The 22,164-nt window shown below is 68.2% G+C and carries 27 protein-coding genes; 16 read left to right on the top strand and 11 right to left on the bottom strand.

Going from position 1 to position 22,164, the window contains the following annotated elements; translation table 11 throughout:
* Positions 1–372 precede the first annotated feature (372 nt).
* From ACIA12_RS40175 to ACIA12_RS40165, 3 genes are read left to right on the top strand one after another with little or no spacing between them, the layout of a single operon-like run.
* The gene (locus tag ACIA12_RS40175; RefSeq protein ID WP_396372739.1) at positions 373–672 is read left to right on the top strand and encodes a hypothetical protein; all 300 of its coding nucleotides are present in this window, start codon (positions 373–375) and stop codon (positions 670–672) included.
* Positions 669–1,616, top strand: a complete 948-nt coding sequence (locus ACIA12_RS40170) for a VWA domain-containing protein (RefSeq protein ID WP_396372723.1) — start codon at positions 669–671, stop codon at positions 1,614–1,616. The genes ACIA12_RS40175 and ACIA12_RS40170 overlap by 4 nt, the downstream gene beginning before the upstream one ends.
* Positions 1,617–1,627: 11 nt before the next feature.
* On the top strand, positions 1,628–2,560 hold the full coding sequence (locus ACIA12_RS40165) for a trypsin-like peptidase domain-containing protein (RefSeq protein WP_396372722.1): 933 nt from the start codon (positions 1,628–1,630) through the stop codon (positions 2,558–2,560).
* Between the two features lie 28 nt (positions 2,561–2,588).
* Here the strand turns inward: ACIA12_RS40165 and ACIA12_RS40160 are convergent, their stop codons facing one another.
* Together ACIA12_RS40160 and ACIA12_RS40155 are read right to left on the bottom strand one after the other, a co-directional pair.
* Positions 2,589–2,894 (bottom strand): hypothetical protein, encoded by a 306-nt coding sequence (locus ACIA12_RS40160; RefSeq protein ID WP_396372721.1) that lies wholly within the window; start codon positions 2,892–2,894, stop codon positions 2,589–2,591.
* Positions 2,891–3,640, bottom strand: coding sequence for a sulfite exporter TauE/SafE family protein (locus ACIA12_RS40155; RefSeq protein WP_396372720.1), 750 nt, complete (start codon positions 3,638–3,640; stop codon positions 2,891–2,893). The genes ACIA12_RS40160 and ACIA12_RS40155 overlap by 4 nt, the downstream gene beginning before the upstream one ends.
* 84 nt (positions 3,641–3,724) lie before the next feature.
* Between ACIA12_RS40155 and ACIA12_RS40150 the strand changes: the two genes are divergently transcribed.
* Complete coding sequence (locus ACIA12_RS40150; protein ID WP_396372719.1) at positions 3,725–4,615, top strand: LysR family transcriptional regulator; 891 nt, start codon at positions 3,725–3,727, stop codon at positions 4,613–4,615.
* Here ACIA12_RS40150 and ACIA12_RS40145 read toward each other — a convergent pair.
* The gene (locus tag ACIA12_RS40145; protein WP_396372718.1) at positions 4,577–5,113 is read right to left on the bottom strand and encodes a hypothetical protein; all 537 of its coding nucleotides are present in this window, start codon (positions 5,111–5,113) and stop codon (positions 4,577–4,579) included. The two genes, ACIA12_RS40150 and ACIA12_RS40145, sit on opposite strands and share 39 nt — an antisense overlap.
* A 76-nt stretch (positions 5,114–5,189) precedes the next feature.
* On the opposite strand from ACIA12_RS40145, the gene ACIA12_RS40140 reads away from it, so the two are divergent.
* The 4 genes from ACIA12_RS40140 to ACIA12_RS40125 all read left to right on the top strand — a co-directional run bounded on the left by ACIA12_RS40140 (position 5,190) and on the right by ACIA12_RS40125 (position 6,863).
* Complete coding sequence (locus ACIA12_RS40140) at positions 5,190–5,453, top strand: hypothetical protein (RefSeq protein ID WP_396372717.1); 264 nt, start codon at positions 5,190–5,192, stop codon at positions 5,451–5,453.
* A gap of 150 nt (positions 5,454–5,603) precedes the next feature.
* Positions 5,604–6,011: a hypothetical protein gene (locus tag ACIA12_RS40135; protein WP_396372716.1), complete on the top strand. Its 408-nt coding sequence runs from the start codon at positions 5,604–5,606 to the stop codon at positions 6,009–6,011.
* 75 nt (positions 6,012–6,086) lie between these two features.
* A complete protein-coding gene (locus ACIA12_RS40130) occupies positions 6,087–6,554 on the top strand; it encodes a YkvA family protein (RefSeq protein ID WP_396372715.1) in 468 nt (155 codons plus the stop codon).
* 186 nt (positions 6,555–6,740) lie between these two features.
* Positions 6,741–6,863, top strand: coding sequence for a hypothetical protein (locus tag ACIA12_RS40125; RefSeq protein WP_396372714.1), 123 nt, complete (start codon positions 6,741–6,743; stop codon positions 6,861–6,863).
* Positions 6,864–6,914: 51 nt separating this feature from the next.
* Here the strand turns inward: ACIA12_RS40125 and ACIA12_RS40120 are convergent, their stop codons facing one another.
* Positions 6,915–7,076, bottom strand: a complete 162-nt coding sequence (locus ACIA12_RS40120; RefSeq protein ID WP_396372713.1) for a hypothetical protein — start codon at positions 7,074–7,076, stop codon at positions 6,915–6,917.
* 89 nt (positions 7,077–7,165) lie between these two features.
* Here ACIA12_RS40120 and ACIA12_RS40115 point away from each other — a divergent pair, with 89 nt between their 5' ends.
* On the top strand, positions 7,166–8,602 hold the full coding sequence (locus ACIA12_RS40115; RefSeq protein ID WP_396372712.1) for a S28 family serine protease: 1,437 nt from the start codon (positions 7,166–7,168) through the stop codon (positions 8,600–8,602).
* A 392-nt stretch (positions 8,603–8,994) separates the two neighbouring features.
* Here the strand turns inward: ACIA12_RS40115 and ACIA12_RS40110 are convergent, their stop codons facing one another.
* Entirely contained in the window at positions 8,995–9,534 is a 540-nt protein-coding gene (locus ACIA12_RS40110) for an RNA polymerase sigma factor (RefSeq protein WP_396372711.1), read from the bottom strand.
* Positions 9,535–9,614: 80 nt separating this feature from the next.
* On the opposite strand from ACIA12_RS40110, the gene ACIA12_RS40105 reads away from it, so the two are divergent.
* The 3 genes from ACIA12_RS40105 to ACIA12_RS40095 are packed head-to-tail and all read left to right on the top strand — an operon-like array spanning position 9,615 to position 11,785.
* Positions 9,615–10,628, top strand: a complete 1,014-nt coding sequence (locus ACIA12_RS40105) for a serine/threonine-protein kinase (protein WP_396372710.1) — start codon at positions 9,615–9,617, stop codon at positions 10,626–10,628.
* Between the two features lie 54 nt (positions 10,629–10,682).
* A complete protein-coding gene (locus ACIA12_RS40100; protein WP_396372709.1) occupies positions 10,683–11,336 on the top strand; it encodes a hypothetical protein in 654 nt (217 codons plus the stop codon).
* Positions 11,337–11,362: 26 nt separating this feature from the next.
* A complete protein-coding gene (locus ACIA12_RS40095) occupies positions 11,363–11,785 on the top strand; it encodes a YciI family protein (protein ID WP_396372708.1) in 423 nt (140 codons plus the stop codon).
* Here ACIA12_RS40095 and ACIA12_RS40090 read toward each other — a convergent pair.
* From ACIA12_RS40090 to deoC, 5 genes are read right to left on the bottom strand one after another with little or no spacing between them, the layout of a single operon-like run.
* Complete coding sequence (locus ACIA12_RS40090) at positions 11,775–12,803, bottom strand: S66 peptidase family protein (protein WP_396372707.1); 1,029 nt, start codon at positions 12,801–12,803, stop codon at positions 11,775–11,777. The genes ACIA12_RS40095 and ACIA12_RS40090 overlap by 11 nt on opposite strands.
* A 9-nt stretch (positions 12,804–12,812) precedes the next feature.
* The gene (locus ACIA12_RS40085; protein ID WP_396372706.1) at positions 12,813–13,400 is read right to left on the bottom strand and encodes a putative glycolipid-binding domain-containing protein; all 588 of its coding nucleotides are present in this window, start codon (positions 13,398–13,400) and stop codon (positions 12,813–12,815) included.
* 3 nt (positions 13,401–13,403) lie between these two features.
* The gene (locus ACIA12_RS40080) at positions 13,404–14,279 is read right to left on the bottom strand and encodes an aldehyde dehydrogenase family protein (protein WP_396372705.1); all 876 of its coding nucleotides are present in this window, start codon (positions 14,277–14,279) and stop codon (positions 13,404–13,406) included.
* Positions 14,269–15,705 (bottom strand): aldehyde dehydrogenase family protein, encoded by a 1,437-nt coding sequence (locus ACIA12_RS40075; RefSeq protein WP_396372704.1) that lies wholly within the window; start codon positions 15,703–15,705, stop codon positions 14,269–14,271. Before ACIA12_RS40075 ends, ACIA12_RS40080 begins: the two co-directional genes overlap by 11 nt.
* A gap of 5 nt (positions 15,706–15,710) precedes the next feature.
* Positions 15,711–16,667, bottom strand: coding sequence for a deoxyribose-phosphate aldolase (gene deoC, locus ACIA12_RS40070; RefSeq protein WP_363819308.1), 957 nt, complete (start codon positions 16,665–16,667; stop codon positions 15,711–15,713).
* Between the two features lie 82 nt (positions 16,668–16,749).
* On the opposite strand from deoC, the gene ACIA12_RS40065 reads away from it, so the two are divergent.
* From ACIA12_RS40065 to ACIA12_RS40050, 4 genes are all read left to right on the top strand, one after another.
* A complete protein-coding gene (locus ACIA12_RS40065; RefSeq protein ID WP_396372703.1) occupies positions 16,750–17,319 on the top strand; it encodes a PH domain-containing protein in 570 nt (189 codons plus the stop codon).
* Positions 17,320–17,348: 29 nt separating this feature from the next.
* On the top strand, positions 17,349–18,233 hold the full coding sequence (locus ACIA12_RS40060; RefSeq protein WP_396372702.1) for an alpha/beta hydrolase: 885 nt from the start codon (positions 17,349–17,351) through the stop codon (positions 18,231–18,233).
* A 112-nt stretch (positions 18,234–18,345) separates the two neighbouring features.
* Positions 18,346–19,278 (top strand): neutral zinc metallopeptidase, encoded by a 933-nt coding sequence (locus ACIA12_RS40055; protein ID WP_396372701.1) that lies wholly within the window; start codon positions 18,346–18,348, stop codon positions 19,276–19,278.
* 202 nt (positions 19,279–19,480) lie between these two features.
* Positions 19,481–19,930, top strand: a complete 450-nt coding sequence (locus ACIA12_RS40050) for a hypothetical protein (RefSeq protein WP_396372700.1) — start codon at positions 19,481–19,483, stop codon at positions 19,928–19,930.
* Positions 19,931–20,267: 337 nt separating this feature from the next.
* Here ACIA12_RS40050 and ACIA12_RS40045 read toward each other — a convergent pair whose 3' ends face one another.
* Positions 20,268–21,923: a phospho-sugar mutase gene (locus tag ACIA12_RS40045; RefSeq protein ID WP_396372699.1), complete on the bottom strand. Its 1,656-nt coding sequence runs from the start codon at positions 21,921–21,923 to the stop codon at positions 20,268–20,270.
* Positions 21,924–22,164: the final 241 nt, after the last annotated feature.

Raw genomic sequence — 22,164 nt, 5'->3', positions numbered from 1 at the left:
GTTCCCGCGCTGTGGTGGGGGCCGCCCCCCCGGGTCGCCCGCTCCCTCAAATTCAAGCACCCCCCCGGGCCCCCCCCCCCCCCCCCCCCGGGCGGGGGGGCCTCCCCCCCCCCCCCCCCCCCCCCCCCCGCCCCCCCCCCCCCCCCGGGCCCGGGGGGGGCCCCCCGCGGAGGTGGAGGGCGCCGAGACGGCGCCGACCCGGCGCGGGCCGACGCCTGGCGGCGTCTCGCTGGAGGGTGGGAGCGCGCGCTCCCCGCGCCCGGCACGTCCGCGCCCGGCACGTCCGCGCCCGGCACGTCCGCGTCGGGCTTCGCCCGCGCGGGCTGGGCTGACGCCCTGCGGCGGCTCAGTGCGCGGCACGAGGTGATTGCTGTGGAGATCCTTGATCCGCGGGAGCTCGAGTTGCCTGAGGTTGGGCTGCTGACGCTGGTTGATCCGGAGACCGGGCGGCGGCGGGAAGTACAGACAAGCAAGAAGCGTTTGCGGGAGCGGTATGCCGTGGCGATGCGGGAGCACCGGGAACAGACGGCGGAGGCGATCCGTGCAGCCGGCGCGGCTCATCTTGTCCTGCGTACGGACACGGACTGGGTCCGCGACGTCGCCGCCTTCGCGACCGCGCGGAAGCGGGTCAGCACCCGGCGAACACCGAGAGGGAGGACCGGAATCCGATGAAGTTCGAGCAACCGCTGTGGCTCTGGCTGCTGCTGATCGTCGCGGCTCTGGTCGTGGCCTACATCGCAGCGCAACGCCGCCGCAGCAAGTACGCCGTACGCTTCGCGACCCTCCCGATGCTCGAGAAGGTCGCCCCGAAAAGCCCGGGCTGGCGCCGCCACGCACCCGCCCTCGCCTTCCTCGCGGCCCTGACCGTGCTGACAATCGCGATCGCCCGCCCGGTGACCGACGTCCGCGTACCGCGCGAACGCGCCACCGTCGTCGTCGCGATGGACATCTCCAACTCGATGGCCGCGACCGACGTCGAGCCGAACCGGTTCGAGGTCGCCAAGAGCGCCGCGACCGACTTCGTGAACAGCCTCCCCGAGCAGTTCAACGTCGGCCTCGTCTCCTTCGCCCGTACTGCGAACATCGTCGCTCCACCGAGCACCAACCACCAAGCCACAGTCGACGCGCTCAAGCGGCTCACCCTGACGGACAGCACCGCGATCGGTGAGGCGGTCATGACCAGCCTGGACGCGGTGAAGAACCTTGACGCAGACGCGGCAACCGACCCGCCACCGACCCGGATCGTGCTGCTGTCCGACGGCGGCAACACCTCGGGCCGCCCGATCGACGAGGCAGCACAGGCAGCGGCGCAGGCCGGCGTACCGGTCTCCACGATCGCCTACGGCACCCCGCAGGGCACGGTGAACCTCGACGGCCGCGACGTACCGGTCCCAGCCGACGCCGACTCGCTCCGCGCCCTGGCTGACGCCACGAGCGGTTCCTTCTACTCCGCGGAGAGCGACGAGGAACTGCGCTCCGTCTACTCCGACCTCCAGTCGTCGATCGGCTGGACCACTGAGGAACGCGAGATCACCAACCTGGTGGCGGGTATCGCCTTGGCGGTCGCACTACTGGCCGGTCTGGCGTCGCTGCTCTGGTTCTCGCGGCTGCCCTAAGGAGCCCTCGCATGAGCCCTCATCTAGGCCACCCCTTCCGCGGCCCGCACTACCAGCCCGGCCCGCCGCCCGATGCGCCTGTACCCGCGCCGCCACCGGGCGTCCCCTTCCCCGTCACCCCGGCCGCCGCCGCCCAGTCGGCAACCCCCTCTCCGGCCGCGGCCCCTCCGGCCGGGGTGACGGCTCCTGTACGACGTACTGGTCGAGTACTGGCCGCCGGCATCGCCCTATCGATCCTGGCCGGCGGTCTAGCGGGTGCTGTGACAGGGGGATGGGGTGACTCGCCAACTGCGAGCGCACCGGTCGAGTTGCCGCAGGCGGCAGCACCGTCGGCTGGTGCTCAGCAGGGGTCGATCGCTACGGCCGCGGCGAGTGTCCTGCCGGGAGTCGTCTCCGTGCGGGCCGGCCGGGCGACCGGTTCGGGATTCGCGATCGACCAGCAAGGACATGTGGTGACGAACGCCCACGTGGTGGAGGGAGCGAGCGATGTGTCACTGGTCCTGTCCACCGGCCGATCGGTGGACGCGAGCATCATCGGCGTCGACACGGACAACGACCTCGCCGTACTCCAGGTCAGCGGCAACGTCGAGGGACTGCGCTCGCTCACGCTCGGCCGGTCCTCGGAGCTGCACGTCGGAGACCCGGTACTGGCGGTCGGCTCACCGCTCGGGCTGGAAGGAACGGTGACGGCCGGCATCGTCAGCGCCGTCAACCGGCAGGCGCGGTTCGGCGACAACGGCAACCGGCAGTCGGCGATCCAGACCGACGCGGCGATCAACCCCGGCAACTCGGGTGGCCCGCTGGTGAACTCGGCCGGTCAGGTGGTCGGCGTCAACACCGCCATCGCCACCCTGGGCACGACGTCTCGCGCCGGCAACATCGGCATCGGCTTCGCGATCCCGGTCGACCGGATGACGACGATCGTCAAAGGCCTGATCGACTGAGGCCGCGTGCTGCTTTTGTTGCTCTCGGCTACAAGTTTCCCGAGATGGGCGCGGCGCCCGGATCTTCGCCGTCGGCGTGCCGGAGGACCCAGTCGTCGAGGTCCTCCGCTGCCTCTTCGGGGGCCTCCGGCAACTGCCAGCTGATCCTTGCGCCGGTCGCCTGCTCGCAGGTGAAAGCGTGGACGGCAGCCGCATAGCGTTCGGCAGCGGCCAGTACTTCGTTCGCCTGCGCGACCGGATCGCCCTGGACCGTGACAGCGCTGCGGGCCGATTCGGCGAGCTGGCAGGCCTCCCAGGCGATCGCGAGCCGGGCCAGCGAGTCCTCGGTGATCATCGGTTCACCAGGAAGTAGCCGATGGTCATCGCGGCCGCCGACGTCACCACGATTCCCCGCAGTACCGGGGTGGGCAGTTTGCGGGCCAGGGTAGCGCCGCCGAAGCCGCCGAGGATCGCGCCGGTGAGCATCAGGAGCAGCTTGAGCGATTCACTGAGCACGTCCGAGGCGGCCAGGAAGACGATGGCCGCGGTGAGGTAGATGGCCGCCATCTGGGCCATCCGCAACGGGTTCACGCGGCCGGGGTCAATGCTCGCGGCGATACTCCAGAACGCCACCATCATGAGTCCCGAGGCGCCACCGAAGTACCCGCCGTAGATGGAGAGCACCAGCTGGCCGGCCACGATCGTCGGGCGTCCCGCGATCGTCGTCTTGAGTGACTTGGCGATTCGCCGGCCGAAGGCGAGTACCAGGGTGGCGAACGCGAGCAGCCACGGGACGACCGCATCGAAGGACTCGGACGGCAGCGTCAACAGCAGTACTGCGCCCAGCGCGCCGCCGACCACGCTGGTCCAGGTGAGTACGCGGATCGAAGTACTGGGGAGTGGTTCGAGATCGCGGCGGTAGACCCAGAGGCTGGCCAGCCCGCCTGGCAGCAGCGCGACGGTGGTTGCCGCGTTGGCGGTGACCGCGCCGACCCCGACCGCGACGAGCGCTGGGAACGCGACGAAGCTCCCGCCACCGCCGACCGAGTTGAGCGCGCCCGCTGCGATCCCGGCGAGCAGGACGATCAGCAGCGTGGTCACCTACCGAGCATCAGGGAGCCCGGGTAAGGAGCACAATGCGTTTTTGCCTCAGTCAGCCTCTGGCTAGGACTTAGGCTGATCTGTATGCGCTATGACCTGGACGACCTGCGGTTGTTTGTCCATGTGGTGGACCAAGGCTCGATCACGGCCGGAGCAGTGCAGATGCACCTGAGCCTGCCTTCGGCCAGTGCACGGGTCAGAGCTTTGGAGTCCCACGCCGGGGTCTCGCTGCTGATCCGCGAACGGCGTGGGGTGCGCCCAACTCCCGCTGGTACCACGCTCGCTCGCCACGCTCGCGAAGTACTGGCCCAAACCGCCCGCCTGGACAGCGCCGTCGCGAGCTACACCGCCGCCCGCTCCCGCCCACTCGTACTGGTCTCCGGCGGCTCAGCCATGCACCGGGTAGTCCCGGCCGCCCTGGCGTCCTTCCTGCGCGAGTACCCCGAGCACGACGTCACCGTCTCCGAGCAACGCACCCCGCGCTCCCTCCGCCTCCTCGCCGAAGGCAAAGCCGACCTGGGCATCGTCCTGGACGACGACGAAACCACCGGTACCACCCTGCGCACCGAACCCCTCGTCGACGACTCCCTGGTCGTCATCGGCCCCGCAGGCGGCCTCCTCAGCGGCCGGACCGCCATGTCGTACGCCGAAGTCGCCGAACACCCCATGATCGGCCTAGACCTAGGCTCCACCCTCCGCACCTGGATGGACCGCCGCCTGGGCCCCCACGCCCCGGCTCCCCGCTACCGCACCCTCGTCCCCACTCTCCACACCCTCATAACCCTCGCCACCGCCGGCGCAGGCCTAGCCGTGGCCCCTCTCCGCTCAGTAGCCGGCAACCCCGCCCTAGACATCTGCCCCCTGACAGACCCCTGGGCCACCCGCTCCCACCTCATCTGTTACGCCCCCACCCCACTCACCCCACCCATAACAGCCCTAGCCACCCACATCCGCCAAGCCGCCACCACCCCCTGACCCGCGCCGCTCCTTGCGCCGCTGTCTCCGCACCGCCCGCCACTCCTTCACCGGTACCAACCGCGCCGCCCCGATCACCCGCCCAACCGCCTCCGCCTGATCCTCGTCCAAGCGCACAGCGATCGACTGCCCTTCGTCAGCCAACGACACCAGCTCTCCCGCGTCCCCCCAAACGCCGGCGTCGTAAGCAAAAGGCGCAAACGTCACAAACGCCGCCCAACTCGCATCAAGGCCCTCCGCCGATGCCGGACCCACCCGCACCACGCCGGTCTGCGCATACCCGCCCTTCTCGACCCGCCCAACTCGCCTGGCGACTCCGCGCAGTACCTCAGCCGCCGCCACCACCTCCACAGGCCAGTCGGCATCGTCGATCGGTATGTCGGTCTCGTACCCGGTCGCGGCTTCTTGCAGGACCTCCAGCACCAGCCGGCACGCCTCGACGATCTCGGCGTCGTCCCACCCATCCCGATCCACGACGAAGCTCCGTGATCTGTTCACGCCGCTATCATCCAGTCGACTCCACCTCGGCACCCCGGAGGGACCACATGGCCTTCAGCGCCATCGGCACCGGCCGATGAAAGACTTCCTCGAATCCGGATGGGGCACCGGCCTGTTCGTCGGTGCCGTGATCCTCAACCTCGTCCTGTTCGACCGCCACAACATCGGCGAGTGGTACAGCCTCAGCCTCGGCGCATGGACGCTGTTCATGGTGGTGGGCATGGGCCTCCACAGTCCGCTGATGGGAACCATCGGGCTGTTCTTGCTGGTCGCACTCGTCCTGACCGGCGTGATCGTCAAGCTCAACGAGCGAAAGCGGACCCCCGACGACGACCGCTGACGCTGTCCGGCCGGTCTGTCTGATGCTGATCTTCAGTGTGCGCGTGCACCCTGGAACGAGTCGCATCCGCTCGATGACGGCAGGGACTTTCGTCCGCAGAGCCACTTCACGTGGTGCACGCGGGAGGCGGTCAGGACTAGGGTGCTGCCGGTGATCCCACTCGTCGTCTTCGTGGCGGTCTGGCTGGTGTATCTGGTGCTGGCCGCGGTCAAGTCGCGAGGTAGCCGGGTCGACAGCGTCGTGGTGATCGGTGCTGTGGTGCTGTCGACCTTGGGGTTCTTCGTCCGAGGCCTGATAGCTGGTACGAGTCTCGACAGCATGTTCTACGGTTCGGCGCTGCTGTCAGCCCTGATCCTGGTGGTGACACTGGGAGATCCGTCCTTGATGTTCGACATCCATCTGATGAAGGGCAAGCAGTTCCGCCGGCTGCCCAAGGCAGAGCAGCTCAAGGTGAAGGCGCGGGACAAGAGATCAGCGATTGCTCAGTTGACGTTCGCACTGATCGTCGTCGTGGCAGTGTCGCTCTACGTCGGACTCGACTGGACCTTTCTGGACTGACGTTGTGGTAGCGGCCGGTGGCTGGAGTGACGGAGGAACGGAAGCGGCGGGCGCGTGGGGCTTTACTGTTGGGGGATGGTGTTCTTCGGTGGGTTGCTGGGGTTGATGGGGTTGGCGACGTTGGTGTTTCGGGACGCTGATGTTGTCGGGTTGCCTGCGGCGGGGGTTGGGGGCGTGTTCCTCGCGGTGGGTGTTGGTTTTGTGGGGGTTGGGTTGTTGCGGCGGGCGGCTCGGCGGCGGAAGGCTGCGCGTGGGGAACCGGTGCCGGTGGGGGATGTGTTCGAGCGGGCCCGGGCGTTGCCGCGGATGTTGCGGGCGGCCAAGGCTGAGGGGTATACGGCGGTGTCGGGCGGGCAGAAAGCCCTGTGGGTGTTGGCGTTGGTGTACTTGGTTTCGCCGATCGACATCCTGCCGGAGTTCCTGCCGGTCATCGGGGTGGCTGATGATGCTGGGGTCGGGGTCTGGTTGCTGACGAGCGTGTCGACGGCAGCGGGCTTGTACTTGCGGCACGAGCGGGAACGCCGCGGCCTGCCGCCGGCTTAAGTAGCGTCTATGGCATGCCCGCTGCAGGTCTACACGGACCTCCGCTGGTCCCTCGTACTGCGCCTGGTCCGGCTAGGCATCTACGGCAAGGAGACGCCTGGCAACGGGTCATGATGGACGGCACGGTCGGCGTGAAGGAGTTGTCCGGTCAGCAGGATCTTTCCGAAGTACGCGATCGACGAAATCGTGATCGAGCGAGCCGACGCGCTGATCGCCGACGAAACCGTTGCCCCGAGCATCCGCCGCGCCACCGCCGACCACACCGACGACCTCCGCCGCGCGGTCGCCTTCCGCCGAACCTTCGGCTGACGCCAGAGGTCGGCAGTCAGAGGTTGGCAGTCAGAGGTCGGCGGTCAAAGATCAGCGGCGGAAGAACCGCGCGAACAGGCCTGAACCGGCTTCCTTGGGGTGTCCGGCGCACCAGTCCTCGGCCGGCACGCTCTGCTTGACCTGCGCGACATGCTGCCCGCAGCCCGCCCACGTCGTCTTCCCACACGCCTTGCACTTCACCGCTCTGCACATGCGCGCACCGTACCTGTCAAGCCCTCGAAGTTGTCGGTGGGGGCGTTTAGGCTGCTCAGCAGTGCCGCCCCACACCGAGGAGTCCGCCCATGCGCCGCTTTGCCCGTCTGCCGGTGGTTGTTCTGACCGCTGCCCTGATCGCGGGGTCCGCGCTCACCACAGCGACGGCCGCGCCCGCAGTACAAGGGGCGGTGACTCCGGCTGCTGATCCTGTCGCCGAGGTGACGGCCAAGCTGCAAGCGATTCCGGGCTTGCGGATCGAGAGCAGCAGCCTCGTGAACGGCAAGCCGTTCTTCGTGCTCTGGTACACGCAGGCGGCCGATCACCGCAAGCCGCGCGGGGAGAAGTTCGAGCAGCGCGTCACCCTGTGGCACCGCGGCTTCGACCGGCCGACCGTCCTGCACACGACCGGGTACGGCGGTGTCGGCGGCGCGTTCACCTCGGAGCCGACGCGTCTCGTCGACGGCAACCAGCTGAACGTCGAGCAGCGCTTCTTCAACACCTCGAAGCCGGCCAGCCAGGACTGGACCAAGCTCAACATCTGGCAGGCGGCGACCGACCACCACGAGATCGTCCAGGCATTCAAGAAGGCCCTGTACGCCGGGAAGTGGGTCTCCACCGGAGCGAGCAAGGGCGGTATGACATCGGTCTACCACCGGCGCTTCTACCCCAACGACGTCGACGCGACGGTCGCGTACGTGGCGCCGCAGGATGTGAACAACCGGCACGACACGTACATCTCCTTCATCCAGGACGCCGGCACCGACCCGGCCTGCAACCTCGCCCTGCGCAACATGCAACGGAACACGTTGCTGCGCAGGCCCACGATGGTGGCGAAGCTGAAGGAGTTGGCGACGCAGAAGGGCCTGACGTACGAGGACACCTTCGGCACGGTCGACCGGGCGTTCGAGGCGGCCGTACTGGACACGCCGTTCGCCTTCTGGCAGTACAGCACGCAGGCGAGCTGCCCGCAGGTGCCGGGAACGGCGGCGGCGACCGATCAGCAGTTGTTCGACTTCATCGATCAGATCTCGGGCTGGGAGTTCTACTCCGATGAGGGCACCGCGGACTTCCTCCCGTACTACTACCAGGCGACGCAGCAGCTGAACTGGCCGGACGTGGCGAGCAAGACGACTTGGCTGAAGGGACTGCTGCACTACCGCGAGGCGGGCGACGCGCCGGCCGCCGTACCGGATTCGATCGAGCCGAAGCACGAGCCGTACGCGATGGCCGACGTGGACCGGTGGTTGAAGACGTCGGGGCGCCGGATGCTGTTCGTCTACGGCGAGAACGACCCGTGGAGCGCGGAGAAGTTCGAGCCGGGGCCGGGTACGCGCGACTCGCACTGGTACACCCAGCCGGCCGGCAACCACGGCTCCAGCATCACCGGCCTGCCGGCTGCTCAACGAGCCGAGGCCACCCAAATCCTGCAGACCTGGATGGGCGTCGCCCCCAACCCGGCGCTCGCACAGACGAAGATCACCACCATCGACCCAGGAGCCCAACGGCAGGGCCGTCTCCGCTAGTCGGTACTCCGTCGTCCCGGGCGCAAGTCGCCCGGGACCGGCCAACCGTCAGCCTGGCGCAAGCAGCCACGGCCGGCAGATGCGAGCTGAAGCAGCGCACCCAGCGTGCGGTGAAGCAGAGCACCCAGCGCTGGGTGAAGCAATGCACCCGGCGTGGGGTGAAGCAGTGCACTCGGCGTGAGGCGAGGCTCCGCCTCAGCGCGGGAGCGGCTTCGCCTCCCAGCGCGGGAGCGGCTTAGCCTCCCAGCGCGGGAGCAGGGTCGCTTCCCAGTGCGGAGCGGGCTTCGCCTGTCAGTGGGGGAGCAGCGGGCTTCGCCTGTCAGTGCGTGAGTGAGTCGTCCCTCAGTGCGGGAGTGGCGTCGCCTGTCAGTGCGGAGTTGCTTCGGGGGTGGTCAGCGGACTGTTAGGTGGGCTGCTACCTGTTTGCGGGCTTGGTGGATTCGGGCTTTGACGGTGCCCAGGGGGACGGCGAGTTCTTCGGCGATTTCGGCGTAGGACATGGCGCCGAGGTCGCGGAGGACCAGCGGCTGGACCAGCTGGGGGTGGCTGGCTTCCAGGGACTCGAGGGCCTCTAGGAGGTCCAGGCGGGAGCCGGCTATTACCGAGGTGGTGCGGGGGTCGATCGCTTCGGGGAGGACTTCGGCGGACTGTTCGACGGAGCGGCGTTTCAGGGAGCGATAGGTCTGCCGTGCGCAGTTGGTGGCGACCACGGTCAGCCAGCCGGCGAAGCTGCCGGTGCCTTTGAACATGTGGATCTTGGTCGCCACCGTCATCAGCGTGTCCTGCGCGGCCTCTTCGGCATCTTCCCGGTAGGGCAGGAACTTCGAGACCCGGCGCAGTACCTGCGGGCGGATCGCCTGCAGCAGCTCGGGGATGACGCTCTCGTCGCCACGCGACGCGCGGGCCGCGAGCTCTTCCAGCTCCTCGTTCATGCTCCCCCAGATTCGCCGCGGCACACTCGCCGAGGCGTTGGTAGTCGCCTTGATCCCTGCAGTCCCCGACAATAGCCCCGATGGATGTCATCGGACGTTACCGGCTGCAGTCGAAGATCGGCGCAGGCGCTTTCGCGACGGTCTGGCGAGGGTACGACGACGACCTCGACGTGGACGTCGCCGTGAAGGTGCTCGCCGACAACTGGGCGTCCCGTGCGGACGTCCGCGAGCGCTTCCTGTCCGAGGCCCGGCTGATGCGCCGGATCGCCAGCGACCGGGTGGTACGGGTGTTCGACCTCGGTCAACTGCCCGACGGCCGCCCGTACTTCGTAATGGACTTCGTCGACGGCGGCTCACTCGCCGAAGTGCTCTCGCATGGACCTCTGGAGCCCGCCGACGCCCTCTGGTGGGGCGCCGACCTGGCCCGAGCCGTAGCGGCCCTCCATGAGGAGGGAGTCGTGCACCGCGACATCACCCCTGCCAACCTGCTGCTCCGACCGTCCTCAGGGCTCGAATCAGGCGGCGGCACCCACCGGATCGTGCTGGCCGACCTCGGCCTGGCGAAACGCGCAGCGGAGGCATCCGGCCTGACCCAGGCAGTCGGCACCCCGTCGTACATGGCTCCGGAGCAGGGTCGGGGCGACGGCGGATTCGACGAGCGAGCAGACGTGTACGCCGTCGGCGCGGTGACCTATGCGCTGATGACCGGCCGGCCGCCGTTCGTGGCGTCGTCCATCACCGACGTACTGGCCCGCGACCCCGACATCGACCCGCCGAGCCTGCGACCGCTGCTGCACGACTCGATCGGCGAGATCGACGAGATCCTCGCCCGGACCCTCGCGTACCGGGTCGGCGACCGCTGGAACCGCGCCGACACCCTGGCTGAGCGGCTGGAGGCCGAGGCCTACCGCCTCGAGCAGGAAGCCCCGAAGCTCGCCGCCCAGCGCACGACCTTCAACGACGTCGACCAGGTCCCGACCACGGTCGCCCAATCACCCACCCGACGCCGCCGCGGCCGTCGCTGGCTCTACACCTCGCTCCCACTCCTGTTCCTGCTGGCCGGCGCCGCAGCCTGGTACTTCGTCGGCCGCTGACCACCAGCCGAGACAACCCAAGCCAAACCTCAGGCGACTCCGTACGGTAGTCATATGACTACTCACAGCATCACCACCAAGCTGCGCAAGTCATCAATCCTCGCCATCGCAGTACTGGCGGCCGGTACTCCGGCCGCCGCGTCGCCGGTGGCGCAACCCGCTGCCGCGCCGACCGCGAGCTACGCCTGCCGAGCGGACACCAAGTTCGGCAAGCACACCTTCAGCCTCAAGCAGGCGGTGAATGCGAAGGCCCCGGCGAGCGTCAAAGCCGGATCCGGCTTCACCATCGCGGTCGAGCTGAAGCCGGGATCGTTGCCGGCAGAGGTCAGGGGGTTCAAGCTCAAAGAGGTCCGCGACCTGACGCTTCGGATTCCCGTCCCCAACAACACCTGGTTCATCAGCGGCCGCCTGATCGGTGGCTCGGGCCTCGGCTCCACGCCCACCCTCGAGCACTCCGGCCGGATCATCACGATCCACCTCGGCGGCCCGGTGCCAGGCGGATCGGCGTACCAGTTGCCGGTCCTCTCCGTCCGGTTGAAGGCCGGCGCCAGCGGTCGCGTGGTGAAGACCAGCCTCAAGGGCACCAGCTTCGACGACCCGGGCCTCACCCTCACGGCAGCGATCAAGTGGAAGTTCATCACCATCAAGTCGCCGGTCGCCTGCTATCCCGACACCAACCCGACGCTGTCCAGGACCCAGATCCGCTAACCCGCGCGTCGGTTAACCTGCCCGCTATGCGCTACATGATGACGTTTCGAGGCACCGACGAGTACGAAGCCGGCGCGATGCCGAGCGAGGAAAGCATCACCGCGATGACCTCGCTGATGGCCGAGATGGCCGAGGCGGGCGTGCTGATCGGCGGCGACGGCCTGCACCCGAGCTCCAAGGCGATCCGGCTCGAGATCCACGAAGGCAAGCACCGCGTCGTCGACGGTCCGTTCACCGAAACCAAGGAACTGATCGCCGGCTACTGCCTGATCCAGGTCGCCTCGAAGGAGGAGGCGATCGCCTGGGCCGAGCGCTGCCTCGACGCCGACATGGGCAACTCCCGCGGCGTCGACCTCCGCCAGATCTTCGAGGCGGAGGACTTCGGCGACGCCTACACCCCCGAGGCCCAGGCCCGGACCCAGGCAGCGACGGCCAAGCTCAGTAAGTGACCGAGATGCGCTGAGCCACGGGGTCGATGCTCGCGGTACCGCCGTACGGGAGAACCTGCTGCGGATCGGTGTGCCCGATGTCGAGCCCCGTGACGAGCAGGGCATCAGGGTTGTACTCCGCCAGCGCCCGCCCAACCGCGGCATGCTGCGCCTCGACGAAGGCGGCTGACTCCTCCGGAGTCGATCGGCGATCGAGCGACCAGCTCTTCGGGCGGCCCCAGAGAACGGCCTCGAAGCGAGCCAGGAGTCCACGCTCGCCGAGGTTCCGCAGCATCCGGTACACCTCGTCGGCGGACGGCATCTCCTCGGAGGTCTCCAGGAACAGAATGCCGGAGTACTCCTCGACGGGCAGCATCCAGCGGTTGGCCGCGAGCTGCCACTCGATGATCTCCAGACAACCACCCCACAGCCGCCCGGTCACCGCGGTCCGCGGACTGTGCCAGCTCCACCCGGTGCCGGCGAAGAGCTCTGGCTCGGAGCCGAGATTGGCGAGCTCGGCCCAGTCGCGATCCTGGTCGGTCCACCCGGCCGCCGGCGTCAGCTCGAAGTCACCCGAGCCCAACAGGGCCGCCCGCAGCGACCGTTCGGTGTCGGGGTGCATCGCCCCACCGCGCCCGAACTGCACCATCACGCTGCCGCCGTGATAGGCCGGGATCCCCAGCGAATAAAGGAAGTTGAGCAGGTTGGTGTTGTCGCTGTACCCGAAGAACGGCTTCGGGTCGGCGCGGAAGACGTCCGGGTCGAGATGCTTGAGCACCGTGAGCTGATCGTCCCCACCGATCGAGGCGATCACCGCCCGAATCGACGGATCGCTCCAGGCCGCGTGCAGGTCGGCGGCGCGTTCCTCGGGAGTGGTGTTCAGCCTCCGGGTGGTCGGATACTCCACCGGCACAAGTCCGAACTCGCGAATCCGCTCCAGCCCGAGGTCGTACGGGCCCGGAAAGACCTCCGGCAATCCGCCCGACGGCGAGACGACAGCGACCCGGTCCCCGGCAATCACCTTGCGCGCAAACAGCATGCGCACAAGCTACAAGCGGGTGGCGATGCCGGGGTAGTGGATTACCAGGCCGTCGGCATCGAGTTGGAGGTCGGCAACGAAGTCGCTGTCGAGGCCGATGTACCGCACGAGCGCACTGCTCTCATCAGAACCCAGCGCCTCGTACCGCTGCGGTGAAGCATGCACCGCGAGATCCGGCAACGACACCCAAGCCATCAGAAAGTCGACGGTCCCCGCCTGCCGATGCAGGTCGTGCCGCAGCACCGGCATGAGATTCGTCAACGGCGAAAAGGCCAGATCGCAGTCCAACGCGCCACTCACCGCCGCGAGATTGCCACCCGGCACCGGCAGGTCCACCTCGCCCTCTACCGACGAGGTACAGGTCCATTGACCCGCTTCGTCCGACAGCAGTTCTAGTGAGCGGCTCCACCCGTCCCCCGCGGCGTCGACATGCAGCCGCCGGGTCACCCAGCCCGCACCGGTCTCCAGTTCGTAGTCCGCCCGATACGGCAGCGGATCAGCCCCGAACTGCGTCCCGGTCGCACTCAACCGATCCGAACTCAACTCAAGTTGAACGGCTTCGGCGCGCCAGGCGCCGTCGCCGCTCCACAGCAGCATCACTCACAGACCGATCGGGTGCCAGACCGTCTTCAATTCCAGGTACTGCGTGAGTCGGGACAACCCCGGCGACTCCGTCCAGTCTTCTTCGGCTGGGCGGCGGACTCGTTTGAGGTTTTCGGCTGATGCGGCCTCCAGTTCCGTGGCCTCGGAAGGGTCGGTGATGCCGGCCAGGTCGATGGCGTTGACGTCGGAGTGCGAGGCCAGCCACGGGCCGATCTCCGTCGCCGAGCCGGTGAGGATGTTGACCACACCACCCGGTACGTCGGAAGTCGCCATCACCTCGCCCAGCGTCACCGCCGGCAACGGCCGCTCGAACGACGTCACCGCCACCACCGTGTTGCCCGAGACGATGGCCGGTGCGATCACGCTGGTCAGGCCGAGCAGGCTGGAGTCCTGCGGCGCGAGCACCGCGACCACACCAGTTGCCTCAGGCAAGGAGAAGTCGAAGTACGGGCCGGCCACCGGGTTGCTCGAGCCGACCACCTGGGCCAGCTTGTCGGCCCAGCCGGCGTACCAGACCCAGCGGTCGATCGACGCGTCGACGACCGCGCGGGCCTTGCTGATCGACAACCCCTCGGATGCTGCGACCTCTGAGCTGAACTGCTCGTGCCGGCCCTCCATCACCTCAGCGATGCGGTACAGCACCTGCCCACGGTTGTACGCGGTCCGGGCGGACCAGCCGCCGAAGGCCTTGCGGGCGGCAACGACGGCGTCGCGAGCATCCTTGCGGGAGGCCTGCGACGCGTTCGCCAGGAACTTGCCCTTGGCATCGGACACGACGTACGACCGGCCGGACTCGCTGCGCGGGAACGCGCCGCCGACGTACAGCTTGTAGGTCTTGCGGACATCAAGCCTAGAAGAATCCTTAGTGGGCAAGGTAGGCCTCCAAGCCATGGCGGCCGCCCTCGCGGCCGTAGCCCGACTCCTTGTAGCCGCCGAACGGCGAGGTCGGGTCGAAGCGGTTGAACGTGTTGGCCCAGACGACGCCGGCCCGGAGCTGGTTCGCCATCCAGAGGATCCGCGAGCCCTTCTCGGTCCAGACCCCGGCGGACAGCCCGAACGGCGTGTTGTTCGCCTTCTCGACCGCCTCTTGCGGGGTACGGAAGGTGAGCACGGACAGCACCGGCCCGAAGATCTCCTCGCGGGCGATCCGGTGCGCCTGGGAGACACCGGTGAAGACCGTCGGGGGGAACCAGAAGCCCTGCGCCGGCAGCTCGCACTCGGGCGACCAGCGCTCGGAGCCTTCGTCCTCGCCGATCTGCGAGAGCTCGCGGATCCGGGCCAGTTGCTCGGCCGAGTTGATCGCGCCGATGTCGGTGTTCTTGTCCAGCGGGTCGCCGACGCGCAGGGTCGACATCCGGCGCTTCAGCCGCGCCAGCACCTCGTCGTACACGCTCTCCTGGACCAGCAGCCGCGAACCGGCGCAGCAGACGTGGCCCTGGTTGAAGAAGATGCCGTTGACGATGCCCTCGATCGTCTGGTCGATCGGGGCGTCCTCGAAGACGATGTTCGCCGCCTTGCCGCCGAGCTCCAGCGTCACCTTCTTGGGCGTGCCGGCGACCGACTTGGCGATCGAGCGGCCGACCGCGGTCGAGCCGGTGAAGGCGACCTTGTCGACACCCTCGTGCTCGACCAGCGCCTGCCCGGTACGACCCGCGCCGGTGATGATGTTGACCACGCCCGGCGGCAGGTCGGCCTGCTGGCAGATCTCCGCGAAGGCCAGCGCGGTCAGTGGCGTCGTCTCAGCGGGCTTCAGTACTACGGTGTTGCCCGCCGCGAGCGCCGGCGCGATTTTCCACGCCAGCATCATCAGCGGGAAGTTCCACGGGATCACCTGCGCAGCGACACCCAGCGGCCGCGGGTCGGCGCCGGCACCGGCGTACTCGAGCTTGTCCGCCCAGCCCGCGTAGTAGAAGAAGTGCGCGGCCACCAGCGGCAGGTCGACGTCGCGGGACTCGCGAATCGGCTTGCCGTTGTCCAGCGACTCCAGCACGGCCAGCTCACGCGATCGCTCCTGGATCAGCCGCGCGATCCGGTACAGGTACTTCGCGCGGTCGCGGCCGGGCATCGGGCCCCAGACCTTCTCGTAGGCCTTGCGGGCGGCGCGGACCGCTCGGTCGACGTCAGCCGGGCCGGCCTCGCTGACCTCGGCCAGCACCTCCTCCGACGCCGGGCTGACCGTCTTGAACGGCTTGCCGTCGGTCGCCTCGACGAAGGCGCCGTTGACGAACAACCCGTACGACGACTTGATGTCGACGATCGCGCGCGACTCCGGCGCGGGTGCGTACTCGAATCTGCTCAATGCCCTCAGTCCAGCGTGAAGTAGTCGGGACCCGGGTAGTGCCCGGTGGCCAGCTTGGTGCGTTGCATCAGCAGGTCGTTCAGCAGGCTGGACGCGCCGAAGCGGAACAGCTCGGGGTCGAGCCAGTCGGAGCCGGCCGTCTCGTTGACGGTGACCAGGTACTTGATCGCGTCCTTCGCGGTCCGGATCCCGCCGGCCGGCTTGACGCCGATGTGCAGCCCCGTGGCCTCGTGGTAGTCGCGGACCGCCTCCAGCATCACCAGGGTCACCGGCAGCGTCGCCGCCGGGGAGACCTTGCCGGTGGAGGTCTTGATGAAGTCCGCGCCGGCCAGCATCGCCAGCCAGGACGCCCGCCGGACGTTGTCGTAGGTGACCAGCTCGCCGGTCTCCAGGATCACCTTGAGGTGTGCCTCACCGGCGGCCTCGCGAATCGCGGCGATCTCGTCGAAGACCAGCCCGTACCGCCCGGACAGGAACGCGCCCCGGTCGATCACCATGTCGACCTCGTCGGCGCCCGAGGCCACCGCGTCCTTGGTGTCCTGCACCTTGATCGCGAGGCTGGAACGCCCACTGGGGAAGGCGGTGGCGACACTGGCCACGTTGATCCCGGTGCCGCGCAGCTCGAACTTCGCCGTCGCCACCAGGTCGGGGTAGACACAGACCGCGGCCACTTGCGGCGCCGTCGGGTCGGCCGGGTCCGGCCGTTTGGCCTTCGCGCACAGTGCCCGCACCTTGCCCGGGGTGTCCGAGCCCTCCAGCGTGGTCAGATCGATCATCTGGATGGCCAGATCGAGCGCGTACGCCTTCGCGGTGGTCTTGATCGACCGGGTGCTCAGCGCGGCCGCCCGGGCTTCGGCGCCGACCTGGTCGACGCCCGGCAGGCCCAGCAGGAACCGGCGCAGCCGGTCCTCGGACGAGGTCACGTCGGCGAGACTGTCGACGCCAGTGTCGGTAGTGGTCACGCTCGGCAGTCTAATCCGCTTTCGGCCCGCCCGTTCGCGGCCGAATGTGGGCCTGTGGACATCGGGCGGCTACCTTGACGGGGTGAATTCGAAGTCCCTGGAGAACGAGCAGTACCTGTCGCAGTCGAACCGGATCACCGCGGTCGTGGTGATGGTGATCGGCGCGCTCGGCGTGATCGACATCGCGGCGGAGTGGCGCACGCTCGGTGGGCTGGTGTCGGCCTGCGTGATCGGCCTGGTGGTGCTCGCCGCGTACGTCGGCCTGTTCCGCCCGTCCGTCACGCTGCGCCCCGAGAACCTGCTGATCCGTAACCATCTGCGCGACCACGCGGTGCCGTGGAACAAGATCACCGACGTCGACGTGACCGACATCCTCCGCGTCCACACCGAGGACCGCAGGCTGCGCTGCCCCGGCGTCCAGCTGGTGATGCGCGACATCCGCAAGCAACGGGCCGGCCGGACGAGCAAGCTCAAGTCGGAGAACTCGATGTCGCGGGCGGAGTTCGTCGTCGACCGGATCGACTACCACAAGAACATGTACGGCGGAACGGGTTCCGCCGACGCCGAGATCGTCACCACCTGGGCCCGTCCCGAGCTGATCATCGCCGCGGTACTCGCCGTCATCGCCCTGGTGGCCCAGCTCCTCCGCTGATCGACCCTCGGCGCGGTCATGATGCGCAGATGAGTCGTTACCTGTCCCGGCGGAGCCTGCTGGTCGGAGGGGCCGCGGTCGCAGTTGCTGGAGCCAGCGGGGTGGGGCTGGTGGAGGCAGGCGTAGTACCGGGTCGTGGGCGGCTGCACGGGGTACTGGGCCTTACTGGCGAAGACGGCGTGGCTCCTGACGTCCCGCCGGGTGCGGTGGAGTCCGGCAGCTTCGCTTCGGCGGCTCGGGGCACAACCGTCGGCTGGACAGTGATGTACCCGCACGGTGCCGATCCCGATGTGGCGCTACCAGTCGTACTGATGCTGCATGGACGTGGTGGAGACCACACGTCGGCCATCAACGACCTCAACGCGGACAGGTACCTCACAGCCGCAGTACAAGCCGGTACTGCGCCCTTCGCGCTCGCGGCTGTCGACGGGGGAGCCGACAGCTACTGGCATCGGCGCGCGTCCGGCGACGACCCGGCGCGGATGCTGATGACTGAGTTCCTGCCGTTGCTGAAGAAACTCGGGCTGCGCACGGAGCGGTTCGGAGTACTGGGGTGGTCGATGGGTGGGTACGGCGCTCTGCTGCTGGCGGCCGAGCAGAGTGCGAAGCGGGTCGCGGCGGCCGGCGCGATGAGTCCGGCCTTGTGGCACAAGGCTTCTGAGGCCGCGAGCGGTGCTTATGACGGGGTGGACGACTTCCAGCGCAACCAGGTGTTCGGGCGTGCGGCCGACTTCAAAGATGTTGCCCTGCGCATCGATTGTGGGCGGGACGACCCGTTCGCCGACGCGGTCCGGGACCTGCGTACCGAGGTGACCGCTGCTGGTGGGCTCCAGGCCGGAGCGCACACGGCCGGTTACTGGCGGCGCATGCTGGGTGCGCAACTCGCCTTCCTCGGCGAGAAAATCCGGGATTAGGGGAACTTCGTCCGGATCGGTAGCGTCCGAGTCCCGTGTCCGTCGCCAGGTGAACCTCAAGGTCGCCAGGATGGTCACCGCAAGGTCCCCCGATTCACCGAGAGTGGAGCCCATGTTCAACCTCTCCAGCAAGAACCTGCGTGTTCTGGCCGGCGCCGCCGCCGTCGCCGGGTTCGCAGCCCTCGCAGTACCGACCCAGGCCGCCCAGGCCGCGGGTGGCGTGCCGCAGCCGGTCGCCTCGGAGGCCGGCATCGCCGCCGAGCCCCAGGCGAAGGCGCTCAGCACGCAGCCGAGCATCAAGTCGTACGCCTCGGACACGGCGATCGTGAAGAACAACAAGCTGTACAAGACCGGCGCGATCGCCGCGTCGAAGTGCAAGGAGGTCCGTGGCCCGCTGACCACCTCCAACGCGGTCAAGGCCTACGACCAGACGATGGTCAACTGCATGTGGGCCGCCTGGGCGCCGACGCTGAAGGCCGTCGGCGCGAACTACCACATCAAGCCGACCCTGGTGATGTACACCTCCCGGGCGAAGACGTACTGCGGCGTCATCAGCCAGCCGACGTCGTACTACTGCGGTCACGGCAGCAAGGCCGAGATCTACATCCCGGGCGCCTACGTGGTCAACTTCTACAAGCAGAACGCGGTCTACGCCCGCGCCTACGCGACCAACACGATCGCGCACGAGTACGGCCACCACGTGCAGTACATGACCGGCATCCTGAGCGCCTCCTGGAGCCGTCAGTACGCGGTCTCCGGCAGCGCCGCGAAGCTGGAGGAGAGCCGCCGCCGTGAGCTGCAGGCCTCCTGCCTCGGCTCGGCGATGATCGGCGCGAACAAGCGCTACTACCCGATGAGCGGCGCGCTCTACACCCAGTGGAAGTACGTCGTCTCGCACTCCGGCGACATCAAGGGCTACCCGCGCGACCACGGCTCGTTCGCGAACCACAACTTCTGGTCGACGGCCGGCTTCAACGCCAGCAGCTCGGCGACGTACGCGAAGTACTGCAACACCTTCAACGCGGTCTCCAGCCGGGTCTCCTGACCCGACTGACACAATCTAGGGGTGATCCCCGAGTAACCAAGCCGCCTGGAACGCGTTCTCGTTCCAGGCGGCTTTTGTTTGATCCGGTCTTGTGTTGCAATTTGGCCGACACGTTCACGATCTGCGATCGTGTGGTTACCGTGTTTCGGGTCCGCACGCCTTACAGTCTTGGTCGACCCACGAACGGCAGGAGTCAAGGATCGTGAACTACGACGAGTTCAACACCGAGTACACAAAGGTGCTGGACAAGATCAAGAGCGGCAAGTGCAGCTGGTCGGAGCTGTCCGGTCACGTCACCCGCTTGCGGCAAGGAACGGCCGGTATCACCACGCCGGTGGAGCGCGCGCAGATCGACAGCGATCTGGCCGCTCTCGGCCAGATGGTCGACCTGTCGCGGCGTACCAACGACAAGGAAGACGTCTGGACCGTCACCTCGGACGCGGTCCGCCGGGCCAGCAGCCTCGAGGGCACCGTCGCCGACCGGATCGCGCGGATCGAGGCGAGCATCCACGAGATCACCACGCTGGCCAACCGCAACCCGGACGAGCGCGAGGCGCTGATGCAGTCCACCAGCACCCTCAAGATCCTGCACTCCTCCCTGCAGAGCTCCCTACGAGCCGAGCAAGCCGAAGCCGCAGCACTCACCAGCTGACCCGCCACCAGCTGACATCCAGGCTTTCAACTGACTGAGGGCTCCCGCACTACCGGGAGCCCTCAGTCAGTTGTTTGCTTGCCAGCCATCGTGTCCGCTGCCTTGCGGCAGCAAGCACGCTGAATGGAAGGCGAATCGCCCGCGGAGTCCCCAAGCCTGGGGTTGGTCGAATCGCCCGCGGCGCTCCGAAGCCTGGGGTTGGTCGAATCGCCCGCGGCGCTCCGAAGCCTGCGGTTGGTTCATAGCGCGCTCGCTCAGCCAGCAGGCTGGGGCTTGCGAGGATTTCGCCTTTCAGTGTGTTTGCTGCCGCAAGGCGGCGTACGGGGTGGGACGCGTGCTAGATGCCGGCGGCGGTGGCGAGGTCTTGTTTGATGTCTGCGAGTTCGGTGGCAGCTCGGAGCCGGGCTGCTGGCACGTCATCGCCTGCGACGGGGATGACGACCTCTAGGTAGCACTTGATTTTGGGTTCTGTGCCGGAGGGGCGGACTACGACGCGGGCACCTTCGGACAAGGTGTAGCGGAGGCCGTCGGTGGGAGGCAGGGTTTCGGTGCCTTCGCTGAGGTCTTCTGTGCGGTCGACGGTGTGGCCGCCCAGAGAGGTGGGTGGAGTCGCACGGAGGCGTTCCATCGCCGCGGTGATCAGACTGAGGTCCTCGACGCGGACTGCCAGCTGGTCGGTGGCGTGGAGGCCGTATTTCTTGGCCAGGTCGTCCAGGAGGTCTAGCAGAGTGCGGCCGGCGGCTTTGGCTCCGGCGGCCAGTTGGAGCACCCGGATGAGGGTGGAGATGCCGTCTTTGTCCTTTACCGCTGAAGGATCTACGCAGTACCCGAGGGCTTCTTCGTAGCCGAAGACGAGATCCGGTACCCGGCCGATCCACTTGAAGCCGGTGAGGGTGTCCGCGTAGGCGACGTCGTACGCCGCGGCGATCTTGCCCAGCAGGGATGACGACACGATCGAGCAGGCGGCGACGCCGGACGGACGTGACGAGAGCAGGAATTCGCCGAGCAGGGCACCGAGCTCGTCCCCGCGGAGCATCCGCCAGCCGCCATCGGCAGCAGGGTCCGGTACTGCGACAGCGCAGCGATCAGCATCTGGGTCGTTGGCCACGGCGATGTCGGCCCCGACGGACCGGGCCAACTCCAAAGCCGCGTCGATCGCCCCCGGCTCCTCCGGGTTGGGGAACGACACCGTCGGAAAGTCCGGATCCGGATCAGCCTGCGACGCCACCACCGACGGCGCGGTGAACCCAGCCCGCGCGACAGCCGCCTCGACCAGCAACCGCCCAACCCCGTGCAGCGGCGTGTAGGCGACATTCAGCTCTCGAGGAGCATCGGCAGGTACCAGCGTCGCGATCCGATCCAGGTACGCGTCCAGCAGGTCATCGCCGGCCGTCTGCCAGTCATCCCCACGCGGTACCGAAGCCAGCGCCCCGACAGCCTCAATAGCCGCCGCGATCTCACTGTCGGCCGGCGGCACGATCTGCGACCCGTCCCCGAGATAGACCTTGTACCCGTTGTCCTGCGGCGGGTTGTGCGAGGCAGTCACGACAACCCCGGCAACCGCTTTCAGATGCCGGATCCCGAACGCCACCACGGGAGTCGGGGTCGGCCGGTCCAGCAGGACGGCATCCAGCCCGGCACCGCGAATCACCGCTGCCGTGTCCTCAGCGAAGACGTCCGACTTGTGCCGGGCGTCATACCCGATCAGCACCGGCCCGTCGGTCAGCCCGTTCGCCTTCAGGTACGCCGCCAGCCCGGCTGCGGCCCGGATCACCACGACCCGGTTCATCCGGTTCGACCCCGCTCCGACGGCGCCGCGCAGCCCCGCAGTACCGAACTCGAGGGTCCCGGCAAACCGGTCAGCCAGCTCGGCATCGGCTTCCGCGCCGGAGTCCAGCAGCGCCTGGAGCTCGGCGCGCGTGTCGGGATCAGGGTCCTCGGCCAGCCAGGCCTGAGCAGCAGTACGAATCAGAACGGCATCGTTGACGGTCACGCCCGCACGATACCGCCCAGTAGACCAGCCCCGACCTCCACCGAGCACGACACCCGAGCACCTGCCCATCCCCAGCCGCCCACCCGTCACAACCCCCGGCCTCAGACGCCGCGCTGCCGGCGTCCGGCCCATGCGCCACTACGTGTTCCACCGGGCACGGCCGGCAGCACCAAGCGGGTCACCCGCACCTCAGTGCGGCGGGTCGCCCGGCGGGCTCGCCGGGGTCGGGCGCCACCACATG

This window comes from Kribbella sp. NPDC051620, assembly GCF_044453825.1.
Taxonomy (GTDB): Bacteria; Actinomycetota; Actinomycetes; order Propionibacteriales; family Kribbellaceae; genus Kribbella.
This window is presented reverse-complemented; position numbering and strand designations above follow the sequence as displayed.